Annotated in this window: 19 protein-coding genes; 11 read left to right on the top strand and 8 right to left on the bottom strand. The window is 60.8% G+C overall.

The window, feature by feature from the left end:
• The first annotated feature begins 131 nt into the window (after window positions 1–131).
• The 8 genes from coxB (at window position 132) to BM059_RS07620 (ending at window position 7,900) form a co-directional block, all read left to right on the top strand.
• Window positions 132–1,022 carry a cytochrome c oxidase subunit II gene (gene coxB / locus BM059_RS07655; RefSeq protein ID WP_074937967.1) on the top strand — a complete coding sequence of 297 codons (891 nt, stop codon included), beginning with the start codon at window positions 132–134 and terminating at the stop codon, window positions 1,020–1,022.
• Window positions 1,023–1,060: 38 nt separating this feature from the next.
• A complete protein-coding gene (gene ctaD / locus BM059_RS07650) occupies window positions 1,061–3,550 on the top strand; it encodes a cytochrome c oxidase subunit I (protein WP_074937968.1) in 2,490 nt (829 codons plus the stop codon).
• Entirely contained in the window at window positions 3,550–3,903 is a 354-nt protein-coding gene (locus BM059_RS07645; RefSeq protein WP_074937768.1) for a hypothetical protein, read from the top strand. Before ctaD ends, BM059_RS07645 begins: the two co-directional genes overlap by 1 nt.
• The gene (locus tag BM059_RS07640; RefSeq protein ID WP_074937767.1) at window positions 3,894–4,703 is read left to right on the top strand and encodes a cytochrome c oxidase assembly protein; all 810 of its coding nucleotides are present in this window, start codon (window positions 3,894–3,896) and stop codon (window positions 4,701–4,703) included. The genes BM059_RS07645 and BM059_RS07640 overlap by 10 nt, the downstream gene beginning before the upstream one ends.
• A 339-nt stretch (window positions 4,704–5,042) precedes the next feature.
• Complete coding sequence (locus BM059_RS07635) at window positions 5,043–5,360, top strand: hypothetical protein (RefSeq protein WP_036999510.1); 318 nt, start codon at window positions 5,043–5,045, stop codon at window positions 5,358–5,360.
• A gap of 84 nt (window positions 5,361–5,444) precedes the next feature.
• The gene (locus BM059_RS07630; protein WP_074937765.1) at window positions 5,445–5,831 is read left to right on the top strand and encodes a hypothetical protein; all 387 of its coding nucleotides are present in this window, start codon (window positions 5,445–5,447) and stop codon (window positions 5,829–5,831) included.
• 707 nt (window positions 5,832–6,538) lie between these two features.
• Window positions 6,539–7,534 carry a putative bifunctional lysylphosphatidylglycerol flippase/synthetase gene (locus BM059_RS07625; protein WP_074937763.1) on the top strand — a complete coding sequence of 332 codons (996 nt, stop codon included), beginning with the start codon at window positions 6,539–6,541 and terminating at the stop codon, window positions 7,532–7,534.
• Between the two features lie 144 nt (window positions 7,535–7,678).
• On the top strand, window positions 7,679–7,900 hold the full coding sequence (locus BM059_RS07620; RefSeq protein WP_074937761.1) for a hypothetical protein: 222 nt from the start codon (window positions 7,679–7,681) through the stop codon (window positions 7,898–7,900).
• A gap of 82 nt (window positions 7,901–7,982) precedes the next feature.
• On the opposite strand, the gene BM059_RS07615 is transcribed toward BM059_RS07620, so the two are convergent.
• Window positions 7,983–8,474 carry an MgtC/SapB family protein gene (locus BM059_RS07615; RefSeq protein ID WP_036999499.1) on the bottom strand — a complete coding sequence of 164 codons (492 nt, stop codon included), beginning with the start codon at window positions 8,472–8,474 and terminating at the stop codon, window positions 7,983–7,985.
• A gap of 316 nt (window positions 8,475–8,790) precedes the next feature.
• Between BM059_RS07615 and BM059_RS07610 the strand changes: the two genes are divergently transcribed.
• Window positions 8,791–10,173 carry an iron-containing redox enzyme family protein gene (locus BM059_RS07610; protein WP_074937760.1) on the top strand — a complete coding sequence of 461 codons (1,383 nt, stop codon included), beginning with the start codon at window positions 8,791–8,793 and terminating at the stop codon, window positions 10,171–10,173.
• A 135-nt stretch (window positions 10,174–10,308) separates the two neighbouring features.
• On the opposite strand, the gene BM059_RS07605 is transcribed toward BM059_RS07610, so the two are convergent.
• The 5 genes from BM059_RS07605 to gorA form a co-directional block, all read right to left on the bottom strand.
• The gene (locus BM059_RS07605; RefSeq protein WP_036999493.1) at window positions 10,309–10,479 is read right to left on the bottom strand and encodes a con-10 family general stress protein; all 171 of its coding nucleotides are present in this window, start codon (window positions 10,477–10,479) and stop codon (window positions 10,309–10,311) included.
• Between the two features lie 166 nt (window positions 10,480–10,645).
• Complete coding sequence (gene galU / locus BM059_RS07600) at window positions 10,646–11,509, bottom strand: UTP--glucose-1-phosphate uridylyltransferase GalU (protein WP_036999490.1); 864 nt, start codon at window positions 11,507–11,509, stop codon at window positions 10,646–10,648.
• Window positions 11,510–11,673: 164 nt separating this feature from the next.
• A complete protein-coding gene (locus BM059_RS07595; RefSeq protein ID WP_074937758.1) occupies window positions 11,674–12,054 on the bottom strand; it encodes a VOC family protein in 381 nt (126 codons plus the stop codon).
• A 2-nt stretch (window positions 12,055–12,056) separates the two neighbouring features.
• Entirely contained in the window at window positions 12,057–12,680 is a 624-nt protein-coding gene (locus BM059_RS07590) for a trimeric intracellular cation channel family protein (protein ID WP_074937757.1), read from the bottom strand.
• A gap of 7 nt (window positions 12,681–12,687) precedes the next feature.
• Window positions 12,688–14,046 (bottom strand): glutathione-disulfide reductase, encoded by a 1,359-nt coding sequence (gorA, locus tag BM059_RS07585; protein ID WP_074937754.1) that lies wholly within the window; start codon window positions 14,044–14,046, stop codon window positions 12,688–12,690.
• A gap of 71 nt (window positions 14,047–14,117) precedes the next feature.
• On the opposite strand from gorA, the gene BM059_RS07580 reads away from it, so the two are divergent.
• Window positions 14,118–14,540, top strand: coding sequence for a VOC family protein (locus tag BM059_RS07580; protein WP_074937752.1), 423 nt, complete (start codon window positions 14,118–14,120; stop codon window positions 14,538–14,540).
• Between the two features lie 48 nt (window positions 14,541–14,588).
• Here the strand turns inward: BM059_RS07580 and galU (BM059_RS07575) are convergent, their stop codons facing one another.
• Together galU (BM059_RS07575) and BM059_RS07570 are read right to left on the bottom strand one after the other, a co-directional pair.
• Window positions 14,589–15,428 carry a UTP--glucose-1-phosphate uridylyltransferase GalU gene (gene galU / locus BM059_RS07575; RefSeq protein ID WP_036999484.1) on the bottom strand — a complete coding sequence of 280 codons (840 nt, stop codon included), beginning with the start codon at window positions 15,426–15,428 and terminating at the stop codon, window positions 14,589–14,591.
• Between the two features lie 42 nt (window positions 15,429–15,470).
• Complete coding sequence (locus tag BM059_RS07570) at window positions 15,471–16,832, bottom strand: UDP-glucose dehydrogenase family protein (protein ID WP_074937750.1); 1,362 nt, start codon at window positions 16,830–16,832, stop codon at window positions 15,471–15,473.
• 176 nt (window positions 16,833–17,008) lie between these two features.
• Between BM059_RS07570 and BM059_RS07565 the strand changes: the two genes are divergently transcribed.
• Entirely contained in the window at window positions 17,009–17,677 is a 669-nt protein-coding gene (locus tag BM059_RS07565; protein WP_074937749.1) for a hypothetical protein, read from the top strand.

Here is a 17,677-nt window from a genome sequence, read left to right as displayed (position 1 = left end):
GAATGAATGATGATGAGAAACAGGGGCGCAAATGGCTGGCCCCCTGTTTCAAGTTGACCACGCTGACGCTGGCAGTTCCGTTGCTCGTCGCCTGCGAGGGGCCGCAGTCGACGCTCGACCCGGCTGGGCCGATGGCGCGCGAGGTGGCGGTGCTGTGGTGGGCGATGTGCGCCTTCGCCACCCTGGTGCTGGTCGTGGTCACGGCACTGTGGATACATGCCATGCGCCGCGAGCGTCCGCAGATGGATGCCGCTCGTGCCCGTCAACTGACCCTGCGCTGGCTGGTCGGCGGCGGACTGCTGTTGCCGACGTTGAGCGTGCTGCTCCTGCTGCTGTTCGGCATCCCCATCGGCCATCGCATGCTGCCCTTGCCATTGGCCGGCGAGCAGCCGATGCGCATCGAGGTGATCGGCCATCAATGGTGGTGGGAGGTGCGCTACCCGGACAGCGGCGTGGTCACCGCCAATCAGCTGCACTTGCCGGTCGGTCGGCCGGTGGACCTCGACGTCACCAGCGCCGACGTCATCCATTCCTTCTGGGTGCCGCGCCTGGGCGGCAAGATCGACATGATCCCCGGCCGGGACAATCGCACCCGTCTGCAGGCCGATCAGGCCGGCACCTTCCGTGGCCAGTGCTCGGAGTTCTGCGGCACGCAGCACACTCACATGATTCTCGACGTGCAGGCTCACGCAGAAGACGACTTCGGCAACTGGTTGCAGGCGCGCCGCGAACAACAGATCAGCGCCCTGCCCGGCCCGGCTGGCGACACCTTCGCGACTCATTGCGGCCTGTGTCATCGCGTGGCCGGCGTCAGTGAAGGCGCACGTGCGCCGGACCTCAGCGATGTCGGCGCACGAACATCACTCGGCGCCGGCGTGTTGAGCAACGAGCCCGGCGCGCTGCTGCGCTGGCTGCACGAGCATCAGCGACTCAAACCCGGCAATGCCATGCCGCTGCATGACGATCTCGACCCCGACCACCTCAGCGCCATCGCCGACTGGCTGGAGACCCTGCGCCCGTGAGTACGCCACACAACGAACAGGTTGCCGCCCAGGAGCAGATGCACGATCAGTTCAACGACGTCTGGGGCAACCCGCGCGGCTGGAAGTCGCTGACCATCGTCAATCACACCACCATCGGCATTCGTTTCATGCTCACCGGGCTCGGGTTCTTCCTGTTCGGCGGCCTGCTGGCGATGCTGGTACGCACGCAGCTGGCGATACCCGGCTACGACTTTCTTGAGCCAGACGTCTACAACCAGGTCTTCACCATGCATGGCACGGTGATGATGTTCCTCTTCGCCGTGCCGATGATGGAAGGCCTGGCGGTCTACCTGATTCCGAAGATGCTCGGTGCACGCGACCTGGTGTTCCCACGGCTGTCGGCGCTGGGCTACTGGTGCTACCTGTTCGGTGGGCTGATTCTCTGCGCCAGTTTGCTGCTGGGCGTCGCGCCCAAGGCCGGCTGGTTCATGTACACGCCGCTGTCCAGCGCCGTGCACACCCCCGGCCCGAACTCGGACTTCTGGCTGATCGGTATTACCTTCGTGGAGATATCCGCGGTATCGGCCGGGGTCGAACTGGTGGTGTCGATCCTGCGTACCCGCGCCGAAGGCATGTCGCTGAACAAAATGCCGATCTACGCCTGGTACATCCTGGTCATGGCCATGATGATCGTGGTCGGGTTCCCGCCGTTGATCCTCGGCAGCATCCTGCTGGAGCTGGAGCGCGCCGTTGGCCTGCCATTCTTCGAGGTGGCGCGCGGTGGTGACCCGATTCTCTGGCAGCACCTGTTCTGGCTGTTCGGCCATCCCGAGGTGTACATCATCTTCCTGCCCGCGGCCGGTATCGTTTCCACCCTGTTGCCGGTGTTCTGCCAGCGCCCGCTGGTGGGCTACCGCTGGGTGGTGTTGGCGATCCTCACCACCGGTTTCATCAGCTTCGGCCTGTGGGTGCACCACATGTTCACCGTCGGCATCCCGCAGTTGGCGCAGGCGTTCTTTTCCGCCGCGAGCATGCTGGTGGCGATCCCGACTGGCATCCAGGTGTTCGCCTGGATCGCCACGCTGTGGGTCGGACGGCCCCTGTATCACGTGCCGATGCTGTGGCTGGTGGGTTTTCTGGTGATCTTCGTCTGCGGCGGGCTGACCGGAGTGATGCTGGCGTTGGTACCCTTCGACTGGCAGGTGCACGACACCCACTTCGTGGTGGCGCACATGCACTACGTGCTGGTGGGCGGCATGTTCTTCCCGCTGCTGGCCGGCATCTATTACTGGTTGCCGCACTTTTCCGGGCGCATGCCGTCGGTGCGCCTTGGCAAGTGGGGGTTCTGGCTGGTGTTCATCGGTTTCAATCTGACCTTCCTGATCATGCACTGGACCGGGTTGATGGGCATGCCACGGCGGATCTACACCTACCAGTCCGGCCTCGGCTGGGACCTGCCCAACCTGATTTCCTCGATCGGCAGCTTCATCATGGCCATCGGCATCGCCACGGTGCTGCTGGATATCGTCCTGCACTTTCGCTTCGGCCAGAAGGCCACGAACAATCCCTGGAACGCGGATACCCTGGAGTGGAGCACCCATCTGCCGCCCAGCCCCTACAATTTCGTCAGCCTGCCGCCAGTGCGCAACCGCCACCCCTTGTGGCAAGAGCCTGATCTGCAGGCGCGCATCGACCGTGGCGAGTTCGCCCTCACCGTGATCGACCATGGCCGACGGGAAACCTGGGGCATCGAGCCGCTGACGGGCAAGGTGCGCGAGATCATCCACCTACCCGGCAACAGCTGGTGGCCGTTCATGGCCGCGCTGTTCATCGCACTCACCTGCCTGGGCTTGCTCAGCAAACTCTACTGGGGCGCGCTGGCAGCCAGCCTCATTGCCGTGCTGGTGCTGCTGCGCTGGAGCTGGGAAAACGGCGCGCACCCGCTGGCAGCGCCAGATGCACGCGTGCAGCCTGGCGAACCGCCGCTGCATTCGCGCACCTGCGATGGCCCGGGTTTGTGGGGTATGGGCGTGACCCTGCTGGCCAACGGTGCCCTGTACCTGTCGCTGTTATTTGGCTGGTTCTACCTGTGGACGGTATCGCCGAACTGGCTGGTGCCGGACGATCCGGTAATTGATCAGCGCGTGCTGCTGGCCAGCGCCGTCCTGTTGAGCATCGCCGTGCTCTGGCAACGCCCGGTGCTGCGCCGTCTGCGCCAGGGCCAGGGTGAGCCGAGAACGCTGATCAGCTGCTTTGTCGGAGTGGCGCTGCTGGGCGCCCTGCACGCCGGGCTGCTGCTCTGGGCTCTGCTGGCCGGAGACCTGGCACCGCGCGCCACTGCGCATGATGCCGTGATCGTGGTGATGCTCGTCTACAGCCTCGCCCATGGGGTGCTGGCAAGCGTGCTCAGCGCGTTGCAGGCGCTGCGGGTGCAGTATGGCTACGTGTGCAAGCGCACGCCTTACGAGCCATTGGTGGTCGAGCAGCTCTGGCAGTACAGCCTGGCCGTCATGTGGATTACCTACTGCAGCGTGGTGCTGTTCCCGCCGACCTTCGGAGGCGTCTGATGCAGCAGATACGCTCGCCTTACAACCCGATCCATGTGCCCCTCGGGCTGGTGCTCTGGAGTGTCTGGTTCGTCGCGCTTTATGGCGGTTTATCGGTTGGTTGCGCACTGGCGCCGCCTGATCCTGCGCAGGGGCAATGGACTTGGCTGAATGCCCTACTCGCGATGTTCAGCCTGGTTACCGTCGTACTGCTGCTTGCGCTGGCCCGCCTGTTTCAACGCGCGGCCAGGAGTGAATGTGAAGGTCAATCTGCACGCTTCGTGGCACGTCTGGCCGCAGGCGTGAACCTGATCGGCGCCATCGCCACCGTCTTCGTTGCCCTGCCCATCTTGAGCCTGCCGCCATGCCTGTGATCGTGCTCGCCTTGCTCCTGCTACCCGCTACTGCCAGCGCCCACGGCCTGCTCGATGGCCATCTGCAGTTGAATGAACGTGTACCGTTGCTGCTGAGCGCCCTGCTGCTCGGTGCTGCCTGGCTGTTTTACATTCTTGGCTGCCGCAAGGCGCGCCCGCACGGGCGCGAGGCGGTGTGGATGCACCTGGCGATGATCATCACCGTACTGGCGGTGCTCGGCCCCATCGATGACTGGGCAGAAACCAGCACCAGCATGCACATGGTGCAGCACATGCTGTTCATGATCGTCATCGCGCCGCTCTGGGCGCTGGGCCGTCCCCTGCCGCAATGGCGCGCAGTCCTTGGTAAGTGGATGGCGCCGGTATCCAACGCGATTCTGCGCAGCGGTCGCTATCCGGTGGCGCTGGCCATGCTGCACGGGGCGATGATCTGGGTCTGGCACACCCCGAGCCTGTACATGCTGGCGCTGGATAACACCTGGTGGCACGCCATCGAACACGCCTGCTTCCTGTTCAGTGCCTGGCTGTTCTGGTGGTCGTGCCTACGCGCCAACCCTCGCCAGGTACCGCATGCGCTGATGGCCATTCTGCTAACGCTGATGCACACCGGCTTGCTCGGCGCCCTGCTGACCTTCGGCAACACGACCTTCTATGGCGAGTCCCGCGACCTGGCAGACCAACAACTGGCTGGCCTGTTGATGTGGGTGCCTGGCAGCCTGGTTTATCTGGCCGCTGCCGGCTGGATCAGTTGGCGCTGGTTGACGCGTATCTGGCGCCGTCAGGCTGCGGACGCGCATTGAAGCGAGCAGATCGAATAGCGGGTTCTGTACAGCTATTGTCTAGTTTTCTGTTCTTTTCGTCTTGAAACGAAATCGTCCAGAATAATTAGTTCAAACTATTTTCCTGAAACAGCAAAGCGCTTTATTTACTTGGGCCGACAAGACTTTTGCTCACTCGCCAATGCTCTGCGCACGGTTATTTCGATGGCTGTGCCCTGGCGCATGATCATATATTCCATACCCGTTCGTACAACCTTGGCGAATGATGTCATTTTGAAATTTATTTTTACCAATCGTCCCAACTGTTGGTATGCAGTGTGTTCACCGTTATGTTTCATGAGTGCTGTTAAGGAGAGACTCATGAAACATGATTTGGAAAACATCAAATCGGCGTTAGCCAATTACGAAGTCGATATGACGCCCAGGCCAGATGGTAGCATCGTACTTACCATTGCTCATGAGCAGCGGCGGTTGGTCCGTGTGCTCGATGGCAGTTGTCCGCCGCAGGAGTTCATTCGTCTGATTCATTTCGATATGGCTCTGGATGAAAATGCGGAGTCGATCAACGAAGCAATCAAACACTGCAGTACTACACAGCTGCCTACCTACTCGCGCGAACCGCTCTTTCGTACGCGTCTCTCTCGCTTATGGGCCATGAGAAAACTCACCCAGAAATGAGGAGATGCGCAAATGCCCAGACGCAACGACTCAGAAGCGGCCGGCGAAAAGCCCGAAGACCTGCGAGGGAGAAGCAGAAGGCATATGCCTTATCGGCACCAGCTGATGTACGAGTGGCCTTACATGGCTGGCTCGACCTGCCTGGTGGTTTTGCTGATCTGGCAGCCTTTTCAGCCACCCGCGCTGGCGGTGATGTTGTCCCAATCGGTACCCAGTGCCCAGGCGATGCAGCGTTCTTTGCAGGAGATCGATAGCAACTGCTACCAGGTGCACAGCGAAGCGCTGGTCGAACCGCTCTGTCAGGGTTGCAGCAAGGACGAGCATATCGCCGCTCACCCTGATAGCACCATCGAGTTCAGTCGCTCGATTCTTACCTGCCGGGACATACAACGTAGCCATTCCCATGAAGCCAGCATGAACATACCGTCCAACATGACGATTGAAATGATCAAGTCCAATCACACCTTTTAGCCGTCCTTGACGCTCTTGAGCGATATTTTTAATTTTTTATTTTGCTGTAAATATTCCGATCATCCAAATTATCTGAACGAATTATCCAAGTGGCTCTCTATATCTATGAGTGATGTTAATAGTAGGTATTTTTCATGGTGAGTTACGATAAGCACTCTGGCAAATGGCTTGATCGATAACATGATTTATTACATGACGATAGAGTGCCGGCAAGAGGACATATCCAAACCTGCGCACTTATATCGCCTGTAGCAACTATCGGGGGCGTGGTTGTGTGAGCCAAATAAATGCCTCCATGTGCAAAAGTGATTGATTAATATTTTTGCATTAAAAATAAGTACTTGCCGCACTCAATCATGCGCTCGAGGTGAGTGCTCTCATTTATTGACGAGATCACTGTTTCTGAAGTTTACGCACTGAGTCGTGAAACCTCTGGGCTGTATAGCACTGCTGATGGCCAGCGCCCCCTTGCTCGCCTCACGGGAATGTTCATGAGGTGCTGCAGTTATTCCACGCTCGGGCATCTGCAGCGTGCCGAACAGCTCTTTGTCCGCGTAGTTCCGTCACCAAGGATAACGGAGAGATTACCTGACCGGCCGTCGTACGCCCTCACAGCCCCATACCGGCTGGCTGTCGACGCACCGCAAAGACCTGAAGCCGCTGGGGCCAGACGAAAAGGCCCGCGGCTATGAAGAGGAAAAGATTGGATGAATGGCGTTCAGAACAACCCCTGGATGCGCTGGGGCAAACGCGCATTGACCTTGTTCTTCCTCCTGACGGTGCCCGCGCTGCTGTACACACTGGCGCGTGATCTGGACTGGGGTGAAGTGCATCAGGCGTTCAGCGATTACAGCGTGCAAACCTTGCTGGTGGGCGCACTGATCGCGTTCGCCAGCTACGTGGCGCTTGGCTGTTACGACCTGCTTGGCCGCCAGTACAGCCGCCATCGTCTGCCAGTGCGGCAGATCATGCCGGTGGCGATGGTTCGTTATGCCTTCAGCCTCAACCTCAGCACATGGATCGGCGGCGCGGCGATGCATTATCGGCCATACATGCGCCTTGGCCTGAGCGCCTCGACAGTGACGCGCATCCTCAGCCTCGGCGTACTGACCAACTGGACCGGTTACATGGCGTTGGCCGGGGTGATTTTCTCCCTGCGCCTGGTAGAGCTGCCGGGCCACTGGGCACTGGGCATGCTCAGCCTGCAGTTATTAGGCTTTGCTTTGCTCGGGCTGGTCAGTGCTTACGTCGGCATTTGCGCCTTTTCCCGGCAGCGCGTCTGGCATTTGCGAGCGCGCTCGGTGAGCCTGCCCTCGCTGCGCATCGCATTGCTGCAGCTGTGCTTCGGTGCAAGCAACTGGGCGTTGATGGCAGCCCTGATCTACTGGCTATTGCCCGATGGCGCCACCTACTCCTCAGTACTCGGTGTGTTGCTGATCGGCAGCATGGCAGCCCTGCTGGCGCAGATTCCTGCCGGGCTCGGGGTGTTGGAAGCAGTGTTTCTCGCCCTGCTGCAGCACCAGCACAGTCAGGCTAGCCTGATCGCCGCCCTCCTCGCTTACCGTGTGCTCTATTACCTGCTGCCACTGCTAGTGGCCAGCGCCACCTACCTGGCACTGGAAAAACGTGCGAGAGCCATGCGCCAGTGCAGCGAACAGCAGGTTGACGTGCATCCCGAGCAAGTTGAATCAGCAACGCATTGATGCAGGGGGCTCCAGACACTGCTGGGACAGGCGTGTGGCGCGCCCTGAGGGCCGCGCCACACGTACCGCCCGGCGGATGGCGGGAACTTGCGAGCGTATTGAGCGGGTCTATCTCACATCGTTCAGCAAAACCGGAGGCACGAGATGACCAAACCATTGCATCTGATCAGCTATACCCTGCACGACCAGTCGCATAGCGTGCAGGTGGAATCCGACCGCGAACAGCTCACGCCCTATCAGGCGCGCTTCTACCTGAGCGCCCTTCATACCTTCGAGTGGCCCAGCGAATTCAGCGATGTGCAGGTCACCCGCGTCTTGCAGTCGAAGAAAGGCAGCGTTACACCGACGTACCGCGTCCAGCGCTGAACGGACTGCAGACCTCAACTCCCCGCCACGCACCGGCATCGGTGCCCTTCCGAAATAATGCGATCAGGAAGCGCGCCGTCAGCTAGGTGTCTCTGTCGTTGCCGCCAGGCACGAATATCAGCGGAACAATGTGCAGCACGGACAGCACCAGCAATGTCGCCAGTACCGCTGTCGCTTCGCGCCCAAGCCCCACTGCCACGCCAATGGCAGCGGCGGCCCATAGCCCTGCGGCGGTGGTCAATCCATGCACATCGGACATACGCTGACCCTTGAGAATCGTGCCAGCGCAGACAAAACCGATGCCTGCAGCGACGCCTTGGATAACCCGGCTCATGGCGTCGCTGTCGCCGCCATCCTGCTCCAGCGCCATGACGAAGATCGCTGCGCCCGTGCACACCAGCATGTGCGTGCGCATACCGGCGGCCTTGCCAGTCACCTCGCGCTCATAACCGAGCAGGCCGCCAAGCAGTGTCGCCAGCAACAGGCGCAAAGTGGCACGGGTCATGTGCTCGACCTGGCCGAGGTCGGAAAACTCCATGATCAGGGTGGCAAGAATGCGTTCGCTGATGTCCATAGCACGGCCCCGGCGCGACTGTTCCCTGATCTGAGCGACCAGACGTGCAGAGGTTCGATCAATCTTCTGTCGCGGCCTGTCCAGTCACAGGAATCCAGCCTAGGCGCCAGGCCTTTTCCCTGTGCCCCGTCACATCGGCAGCGGTGATTTGCCTGGCCCCGTGAAGCCTGTAGTTGAGGCCCGTTCAGCGGCATGAGTTCAAGCTCTTTTATGTGGTTTTCGCAGGCGAAAATTCATAGGGAATTTTTGCTCAGGTCACTGCTCCTATGCAGCACATCGTCCTCTTATAGATGGATTTATTCAGGAGCTTTGATTCATGTCGATTGCCAGTTTCATCGACAGCCACGGCGCCCAGCGCATTTCTCTAACTCCTGCCTCAGGCCCGCTGCAGAGCCTTTATAAGCAACTGATGGACGAGCCTGAGCCTGGCCATCCGCAGGCACGAGAGTTTCTTCTGGAGTGCCTGCAGGAAGTAGCCGAGCTGCCTTGCGAACTGCCACAGAGCCCCTATGAACTGGCGGACTGGTCCACGCGTCAGCAGCAGCGCGTTACGCAGGATTACGCGGACTATCTCAACGGGCGCCACGCAGGCGAAGGACGGCGTTACTTCCCGCGCAAGGCTGATGCCCTGCACTTTCTCCGCGCTGTCGCGCCGACCAAACTGGTCGACGGTGCCTGGCTCTATGGCGTACTGCCCCACTGGCGCGACTATCGCGTCTACCCGCTGGTACGCACCTACCTAGATGAACTCGGCGATGGCGTTGCATCGCAGAATCACGCATTGCTCTACCGGCGCCTGCTGGCCAGCGAGGGCTGTGAGGACATTCTCGAACTGGATGATGGGCTGTATCGCCAAGGCGCGATCCAACTGGCGCTTGGCCTGCTGGCCGAAGAGTTCCTGCCCGAAGTGATCGGCTACAACCTTGGCCACGAACAGTTGCCGCTGGACATGCTGATCAGCGCCTACGAGCTGAAGGAGCTGGACATCGACACTTACTATTTCCAGCTACACATGAACATCGACAGTGGTTCTGGCGGGCACGCGGCCAAGGCTGTACAGAGCGTCCTGACCAACCTGCCGCGCACCGGCGACGCGCAAGCGTTCTACCAGCGCGTGATGCGCGGCTACATGCTCAATAGACTGGGTATGGGCTCCACGGCAGTGATCGACAGTTTCGATCTGCACCAGCAAGTGCTGCAGATGCTCGAGCAGAAGCGCACGGTTGCTAGCCAGATGCACTCCGACTATTTCCGTATCGCAGGGCGCACGGTCAATCAATGGTTGTGCAGCTCCGACAGTTTGGAGAGTTTTCTCCAAGCACTGCAGCACAACGACTGGATACGGCGCGACACCGACCCGGCCTGCAGCCGTTTCTGGCGCTTGATCCAGGGGCCGGGGGCCGCCATGTTTGGCATGTTCAGCCCCTATGAGCGCCAGCTGCTGCACGACTGGATCGCCGGCAGCTGGCAACCGGAGGTACGAGCAAAACCCTTCCGGCCACGGCGCAGATACAGGGCTGCCCTTTCACTGGCTGGCGCTGCGCAACCTGGCGAAACGGGCCGCGATCTGATCGAGGAGCTGCAAAACCTGGATGCCTATCGTCGCGAGTTCCGACTGATCGCTTTGCAAGCACCTGGGCAGCATTGGTCCAACACTGGTCTGGCAGCCACTCGAGCCTTTGCGGCGCTGATCCAGTAACGGTGCGGTCTGTTGAATCTACTTAATTCGAAGCAGCCTGCCTCTGCATAGAAGCAGGTAGCCATAGCGGCGCGGGCTGATCCAGAAACGCCAAGGCCCGCGAACGCGGACCTTGGTCAGATCGTCACGAAGCCGTCACGAATCTCGAGTGGCCTGGCTCTTCTGACCACCCTTACGACCCGCTTCAGCGGCCCTCTGGCGGTCATTGGCAAAGTTGCCACCGCTGTTGTGGCCCCCTTTGCGGCCTGCTTCGGATGCCTTTTGACGATCGTTTGCGAAGTTACCCGGATTTTTGCTGGTCGCCATTGCTGGTACCTCCTGATAGTGACTCGCGAGGCGTTATTGCCCCCACTTGAAGTCAGGCAGGCCCAGCCGCGAGTCGTTCAGGCTTTTTTTACCTTCGGCGCCAGCGCTGCCGGCATCGCCCTCGGCAGCGCGCGCCATCTCTACACTAAAGGGACCTGGCAGGCGTTCAGACAGCCTTGAGCTGTGGGCTGGCAGTGACCGGATGGGTCTTGTGGCGATTCTCGAAGCAAAAATTGGTGGCCTGCACGTAGCCTTCGGCCGAACCACAATCGAAGCGGCGGCCCTTGAACTTGTAGGCCAGCACGCAGCCCTGCTGGGCCTGCTTCATCAGCGCGTCGGTGATCTGGATTTCGCCGCTCTTGCCCGGTTCGGTTTGCTTGATCAGCTCGAAGATATCCGGTGTGAGGATGTAACGGCCGATAATCGCCAGATTCGACGGCGCGTCCTCCGGGTTGGGCTTCTCCACCATGCTGTCGATGCGGAAGATATCGTCGCGCAGCGCCTCGCCGGCAATCACGCCATAGCGCGAGACTTCGTCCATCGGCACTTCCTGGATGGCGACGATGGAGCAGCGGAATTGTTCGTAGAGCTTGACCATCTGGGTCAGCACGCCGTCGCCGTCGAGGTTCAGACACAGGTCGTCGGCCAGCACCACGGCGAAGGCTTCATCGCCGATCAATGGGCGGCCGGTCAGAATGGCGTGGCCAAGGCCCTTCATCTCCACCTGACGGGTGTAGGAGAAAGTGCATTGATCGATCAGGTGACGAACACCGCTGAGGGATTTTTCCTTGCCGGTGTTGGAGATTTCGTGCTCCAACTCGTAACTGATATCGAAGTGATCCTCCAGAGAACGCTTGCCGCGACCGGTGACGATGGCAATTTCATTGAGCCCGGCCTGCAGTGCTTCTTCGACGCCGTACTGGATCAACGGGGTGTCGACCACCGGCAGCATTTCCTTGGGCATCGACTTGGTAGCGGGAAGAAAACGGGTGCCGTAACCGGCTGCGGGAAACAAACATTTCTTGATCATGGGTTCTGTACCAGTTGAATGATTCGGTACTAGAACCTGACCCGTTTAGAACCTTTGCGGTTCAAGATATTTCCAGACGAGGTCGCTTCGTCGACGCATTTTTGCAAAATTCGGCACACCCACAGCACCTCGAATGCAGATGTGCCACTGCAAACAAGGCGTCTCTATGAGGGATAGCGGCTCACTTCGATCAGGTTGCCGTCCGGGTCGCGAAAATACACCGACTCGATGGGGCCAATGGCGCCGGTGCGCGCCACCGGCCCTTCCTCCACCGTCACGCCCTGCTCGGCCAGATGCGCCATGACCCGCTGCAGCGGCCACAGGGTGATCAAGCATAGATCGATGGCGCCCGGCGTCGGCTTGATCGCCTTGGGCTCGAACTCACGCCCCGCCTGATGCAGATTGAATTTCTGCTGGCCGAATACCAGAGCACTGCGCCCTGCGCCGAAACGCTCGTGACGCATACCCAGCACGCGCTCGTAAAAGTCGACGGTGGCGTCGATATCCGCCACTGTCAGTACTAGGCGGTCCAGTCTCTCGATCATGCTTAATGCCTGTCCAACAGATGAAAACGTGGCAACCCGAGGTGCCAGTGGATCGCCGCCAGGCGCGCTGCCAGCACCACGAACATCGCCGCTGCAGTATCGAGCCAGTGCGGCGTGCCCAGGGTGCGCAGGCCGATAAAGGTCAGCGCGCCGGCGATGCAGGCTGTGGCGTAGATTTCTTTCTGGAAGATCAGCGGAATCTCGTTGCACAGCACATCACGAATCACCCCTCCGACCACGCCGGTCATCACCCCCATGATCACCGCGGTACTGATCGGCGTGCCGTGCTGCAGCGCCAGCTCGGTGCCATACACGGTGAACACAGCCAGGCCGAAGGCATCGGCGATCAACAGGCCTTTCTCGTGAATCGGCCGGGTCATGCGTACCCAGGCCACCGTGCCCAGCGCCGCCAGGGAGGCAATCAGGATGTAGGTGTCATCGCGAATCCAGCTGACCGGATGATTGTCCAGAATCAGGTCGCGCAGCGTGCCGCCACCCAGTGCGGTGACGATGGCCATCACCAACACGCCGAACAGGTCCATGGACTTGCGCCCCGCCATCAGCGCACCGGTGATGGCGAATACCGCAACGCCGAACAGGTCGGCGAAATAGAAAAGCTTTTCCATGCTGTCCTCAGCGGCTGACCGGCGTACGCAGGGTGACGAACTCCTCGGCGGCGCTGGGGTGCACGCCGATGGTCTCATCGAAGATCTGCTTGGTCGCACCGGCTTTCAGTGCGACAGCCAGGCCCTGAACGATCTCGCCGGCCTCGGGGCCGACCATGTGGCAGCCGAGCACGCGGTCGCTACCTGCATCGACGACCAGCTTCATCAGCGTGCGTTCGGGGTTTTCGGTGAGCGTCAGCTTCATCGGCCGGAAGCGGCTCTCGAAGACCTTCACCTTGTGCCCGGCTTCGATGGCCTGCTCCTCGCTCAGGCCAACGGTGCCGATATTCGGCAGGCTGAACACGGCGGTGGGGATCATGCTGTAATCCAGCGGCCGGTACTCCTCGGGTTTGAACAGCCGACGCGCTACCGCCATGCCTTCGGCCAACGCAACCGGGGTCAGCTGCACGCGGCCGATCACGTCGCCGAGGGCGAGTATCGACGGCGTGGAGGTCTGGAACAGGTCATCGACTTCGATGTAGCCGCGTTTATCCAGCTTGACCTCGACGTTCTCCAGGCCGAGGTTGTCGAGCATCGGCCGGCGACCGGTGGCGTAGAACACGCAATCAGCCTCCAGAACGCGGCCGTCCTTGAGCGTCGCGGCCAGGCTACCGTCGGCCTGACGCTCGATGTTGGCGATATCGGCGTTGAACTGCAGGTCCAGGCCCTTCTTGTTCAGCTCGTCGCGCAAGTGCTCGCGCACCGCACCGTCGAAGCCACGCAGGAACAGGTCGCCGCGATAGAGCAGCGAGGTGTGAGCGCCCAAGCCATGGAAAATCGAGGCGAACTCTACGGCGATATAGCCGCCGCCCACCACCAATACGCGCCTGGGCAGCTGCTTGAGGAAGAAGGCCTCGTTGGAGCTGATGGCATGCTCACGCCCAGGAATATCGGGAATCTGCGGCCAGCCACCGGTGGCGATCAGGATGCGCTCGGCGCTATGACGCTGGCCGTTCACTTCGACGGTATGCGCGTCGACGATACGCGCATGACCTTCGAACAGACTGACGCCACTGTTGGTCAACAGGTTGCGGTAGATGCCATTGAGGCGTTCGATCTCGCGGTTCTTGTTGGCGATCAAGGTAGGCCAGTCGAAATTCGCTTCGCCCAGCGACCAGCCGAAACCTGAGGCCTGCTCGAAGTCCTCGGCGAAATGCGCGCCGTACACCAGCAGTTTTTTCGGTACGCAACCGACATTGACGCAGGTACCGCCCAGATAGCGGCTCTCGGCGACCGCAACGCGGGCACCATAACCAGCGGCGAAGCGCGCCGCACGTACGCCGCCGGAACCGGCGCCGATAACGAACAGGTCAAAGTCGTGACTCATGGGTATCTCCTTGGCAGACGAGGAGCATACCGTAAAGGCCGGCGCTAAGCTGATAGGCAGAGGAGAACCCCATGCGCCCTACCCTGACCCATCTGGCCCTGCACGTGCCCGATCTCGATGCCTGCATCGCCTTCTACCAGCGCTTTTGCGCCATGCAGGTCATCCACGAGCGCCCTGGCAAGGGCACTCGTATCGTCTGGATGGCCGAGCCGGGCAAGGAGTACCAGTTCATCTTCGTCATCATGCCGGGTGGGCAAGACCGCCACCTGGCTGCCAATGACTACAGCCACTTCGGCTTTGCCCTGGGCAGCCGCGCAGAGGTCGACCGCATCGCCGCCATGGCCGAAGACGATGGCTGCCTGATCTGGCCACCGCGCGACGAACCCTACCCGGTTGGCTATTACTGCGGCCTGCGCGACCCGGCTGGTAACTACGTCGAGTTCAGCTACGGCCAGCCACTCGGGCCTGGCTCGGAACAGATGCTCATCCCCTGAAATGCAAAACGCCACCCGAAGGTGGCGTTTCGTTGACCTGCAGGCTTATCAGAACGCCTTGCCGGTTTTGTACAGGTTCTCGAAGCAGAAATTGGTCGCGTCGATGTAACCCTCGGCGCTGCCGCAGTCGAAGCGCTGGCCCTTGAACTTGTACGCCATCACGCAGCCCTGCTGGGCCTGGCGCATCAGCGCGTCGGTGATCTGGATCTCACCACCTTTGCCCGGCGGCGTGCTGCGGATCAGGTCGAAGATGTCCGGTGTGAGGATGTAGCGTCCGATGATCGCCAGGTTCGAAGGCGCGTCCTCGGGCTTGGGTTTCTCCACCATGTTGCTGACGCGGTAGATGTCCTCGCGGATCATCTCGCCGGCGATCACGCCGTACTTGGAGGTCTCGTCCTTCGGCACTTCCTGAATCGCGACGATGGAGCAGCGGAACTGGTTGTACAGCTTGACCATCTGCGCCAGGACGCTGTCGCCTTCGAGGTTCAGGCACAGGTCATCGGCCAATACCACGGCGAACGGCTCATCGCCGATCAGTGGCTGACCACAGAGGATGGCATGGCCCAGCCCCTTCATCTCGACCTGACGGGTGTAGGAGAAGCTGCACTCGTTGATCAGGCGACGGATGCCAACCAGGTATTTCTCCTTGTCGGTGCCCTGAATCTGGTGTTCGAGCTCGTAGCTCACATCGAAGTGATCTTCCAGTGCACGCTTACCGCGACCGGTGACGATGGAGATCTGACTCAAGCCAGCCTCGAGTGCCTCTTCAACCCCATACTGAATCAGTGGCTTGTTCACCACCGGCAACATTTCCTTGGGCATTGCCTTGGTAGCAGGCAGGAAGCGCGTGCCATAACCGGCAGCGGGGAACAGGCATTTCTTGATCATGGGACTCCCTAATAGGGGTGGTTGGAATGCGCGCTCAGTCTATCAAGCCGCGCTAGCCTTACAACTACCGCTTGCAGGCCGGCCGATGCCACGATAAAGAAAACCTAGCTCAGCCAACTGATCGGCGTCATAGATATTGCGCCCATCGAACAGCACCGGCATACGCATGGCTGCGCGGATACGCGGGAAGTCCGGCTGACGAAACTGCTTCCACTCGGTGACCAGCACCAGCGCATCGGCACCCTGGGAGACAGCGTAAGGAGATTCGCTCAGCACCAACTGCCCCGCCTCCACGGCCGACGCATAGCGCATGGCGACAGCCGCCGTTGCGGCCGGATCGCAAGCCTGCACCTTGGCGCCGGCCGTCAGCAGTGCGTCGAGCAGCACCAGGCTGGGCGCCTCGCGCAGATCATCGGTACCGGGCTTGAACGCCAGCCCCCAAAGCGCGACGACCCGCCCCTGCAGGTGACCGTTGAAATGCTCACGCAGGGCCTGGAACAGCAGCGTCTTCTGCAGCGCGTTACGCGCCTCGACCGCCCGCAGGATGCCCGGTTCGATGCCCTCGTATTCGGCTGTACGGATCAATGCCTTCACGTCCTTGGGAAAACACGAGCCGCCGTAGCCACAGCCGGCATAGATGAAGTGCGTGCCGATGCGCCTGTCGCTGCCGATGCCACGGCGTACCTCCTCGATATCGACATCCAGCCGTGCACAAATAGCCGCCATCTCGTTAATGAACGAGATTTTGGTGGCGAGGAAGGCATTGGCCGCGTACTTGCTGAACTCAGCAGCACGCACGCCCATGCACAGCAGGCGGTCGTGATTGCGCAGGAACGGCGCGTACAGCCTGCGCATCAGCTCGCGCCCGCGCTCATCGTCGCAGCCGACGATCACCCGATCCGGGCGCATGAAATCCTCGACCGCAGAACCTTCCTTGAGAAACTCCGGGTTGCTCGCAACCATCACCCGCGCACGTTTATCCCGACGCGCCAGGCCCGCATTGATACGCTGCTCGACGCGCTCGGCAGTGCCCACCGGCACCGTGGATTTGTCCACCACCAGGCACGCGTGATCGAGTCGTACACCCAACTCGTCGGCAACCGCCAGCACATGGCTCAGGTCGGCCGAACCGTCTTCACCGCTGGGCGTGCCCACCGCAATGAAGATGACCTCGGCGCGCCGGATTCCAGCCTGCAGCTGCGAGGTGAAACTGAGCTGCCCGCCTGCCAGTTGCGCCTTGAGCATCGCTTCCAGGCCAGGCTCGTAGATCGGCACTTCGCCTCGCGAAAGCATCGCGACGCGTTGCGGGTCGCGCTCGACGCAGACCACCTGATTGCCCATCTCGGCAAAGCAGGTGGCCGTCACCAGCCCCACGTATCCCGCTCCTATCACGCATATCTGCATCGCAGCACCCTCCAGGCCTTTGCTGCAATTGCAACCAATCGCCGTGGCAGCGATGTGACGGTGCGGCGAAACAATGATGACAAACGTCATCCGCTGGCGTTGGCCCAAGGTGGCTTGTATCTTCGACGCAACGCTGCCTCGCAGCATTGGAAGCCAACCGACTACAGGGAACAGTCATGCGCTCACTGGTTACCGCCCTCACCTTCTCTGCTGCCTGCTCGGCCTTCGCCGCCGCCCCCACGCCACCGTCGTCCACGCAGATCGCCGCCTGGTCTCCAGAAGAAATCAACGAAATGGGCCCGACCATCCAGAAGCTGCTGCCCGTCACGCTCAAGGGTGGCGAACAGGCCTATCTCGCTTCCGTGGCGTATGAGAACGCCGGTCGTAACTTCTGGGCTGGCTACCTGCTTGTGCGCCCGCAGATCGGCGAAGCGCGGTCACTGGAGGAGTTCGGTGGCCAGTACAACCAGATCCGTACTCTCGATGACTACAGCGACAGCCATTCCGCCGTGATCATCGGCGGTTCAGGCTCGGGGCAAGGCTCATCGGCAAGCAGCTACTCGCTGGTGGTGTTCGATGGCTGGTCGACCACAGCCCTGTTTACCGCCAGCGAATCGGACAACACCGGCAATTGCGGCACCTATGTCGAGCGCGACTGCGAAGGCAACAACGTCTTCATCAATGTCTTCGAAGGCGACAGCAACAGCAAACACATCGGCCTGGCCGTTACCAACGTCAAATACCACTCGCCCGATGCCGAAACGACACCTTATAAGTACAGCCATGAGTCGCAGCTGGTGTTCGTGGAGAATCCGGTCACGAGCCTACAACCGGCTCAGGAATGA

Origin of the sequence: Ectopseudomonas composti, from assembly GCF_900115475.1 — a bacterium.
GTDB classification, from domain to species: Bacteria; Pseudomonadota; Gammaproteobacteria; order Pseudomonadales; family Pseudomonadaceae; genus Aquipseudomonas; species Aquipseudomonas composti.
Note: the sequence above shows the minus strand (reverse complement) of the source record. Positions and strands in the feature narration are given on the sequence as shown.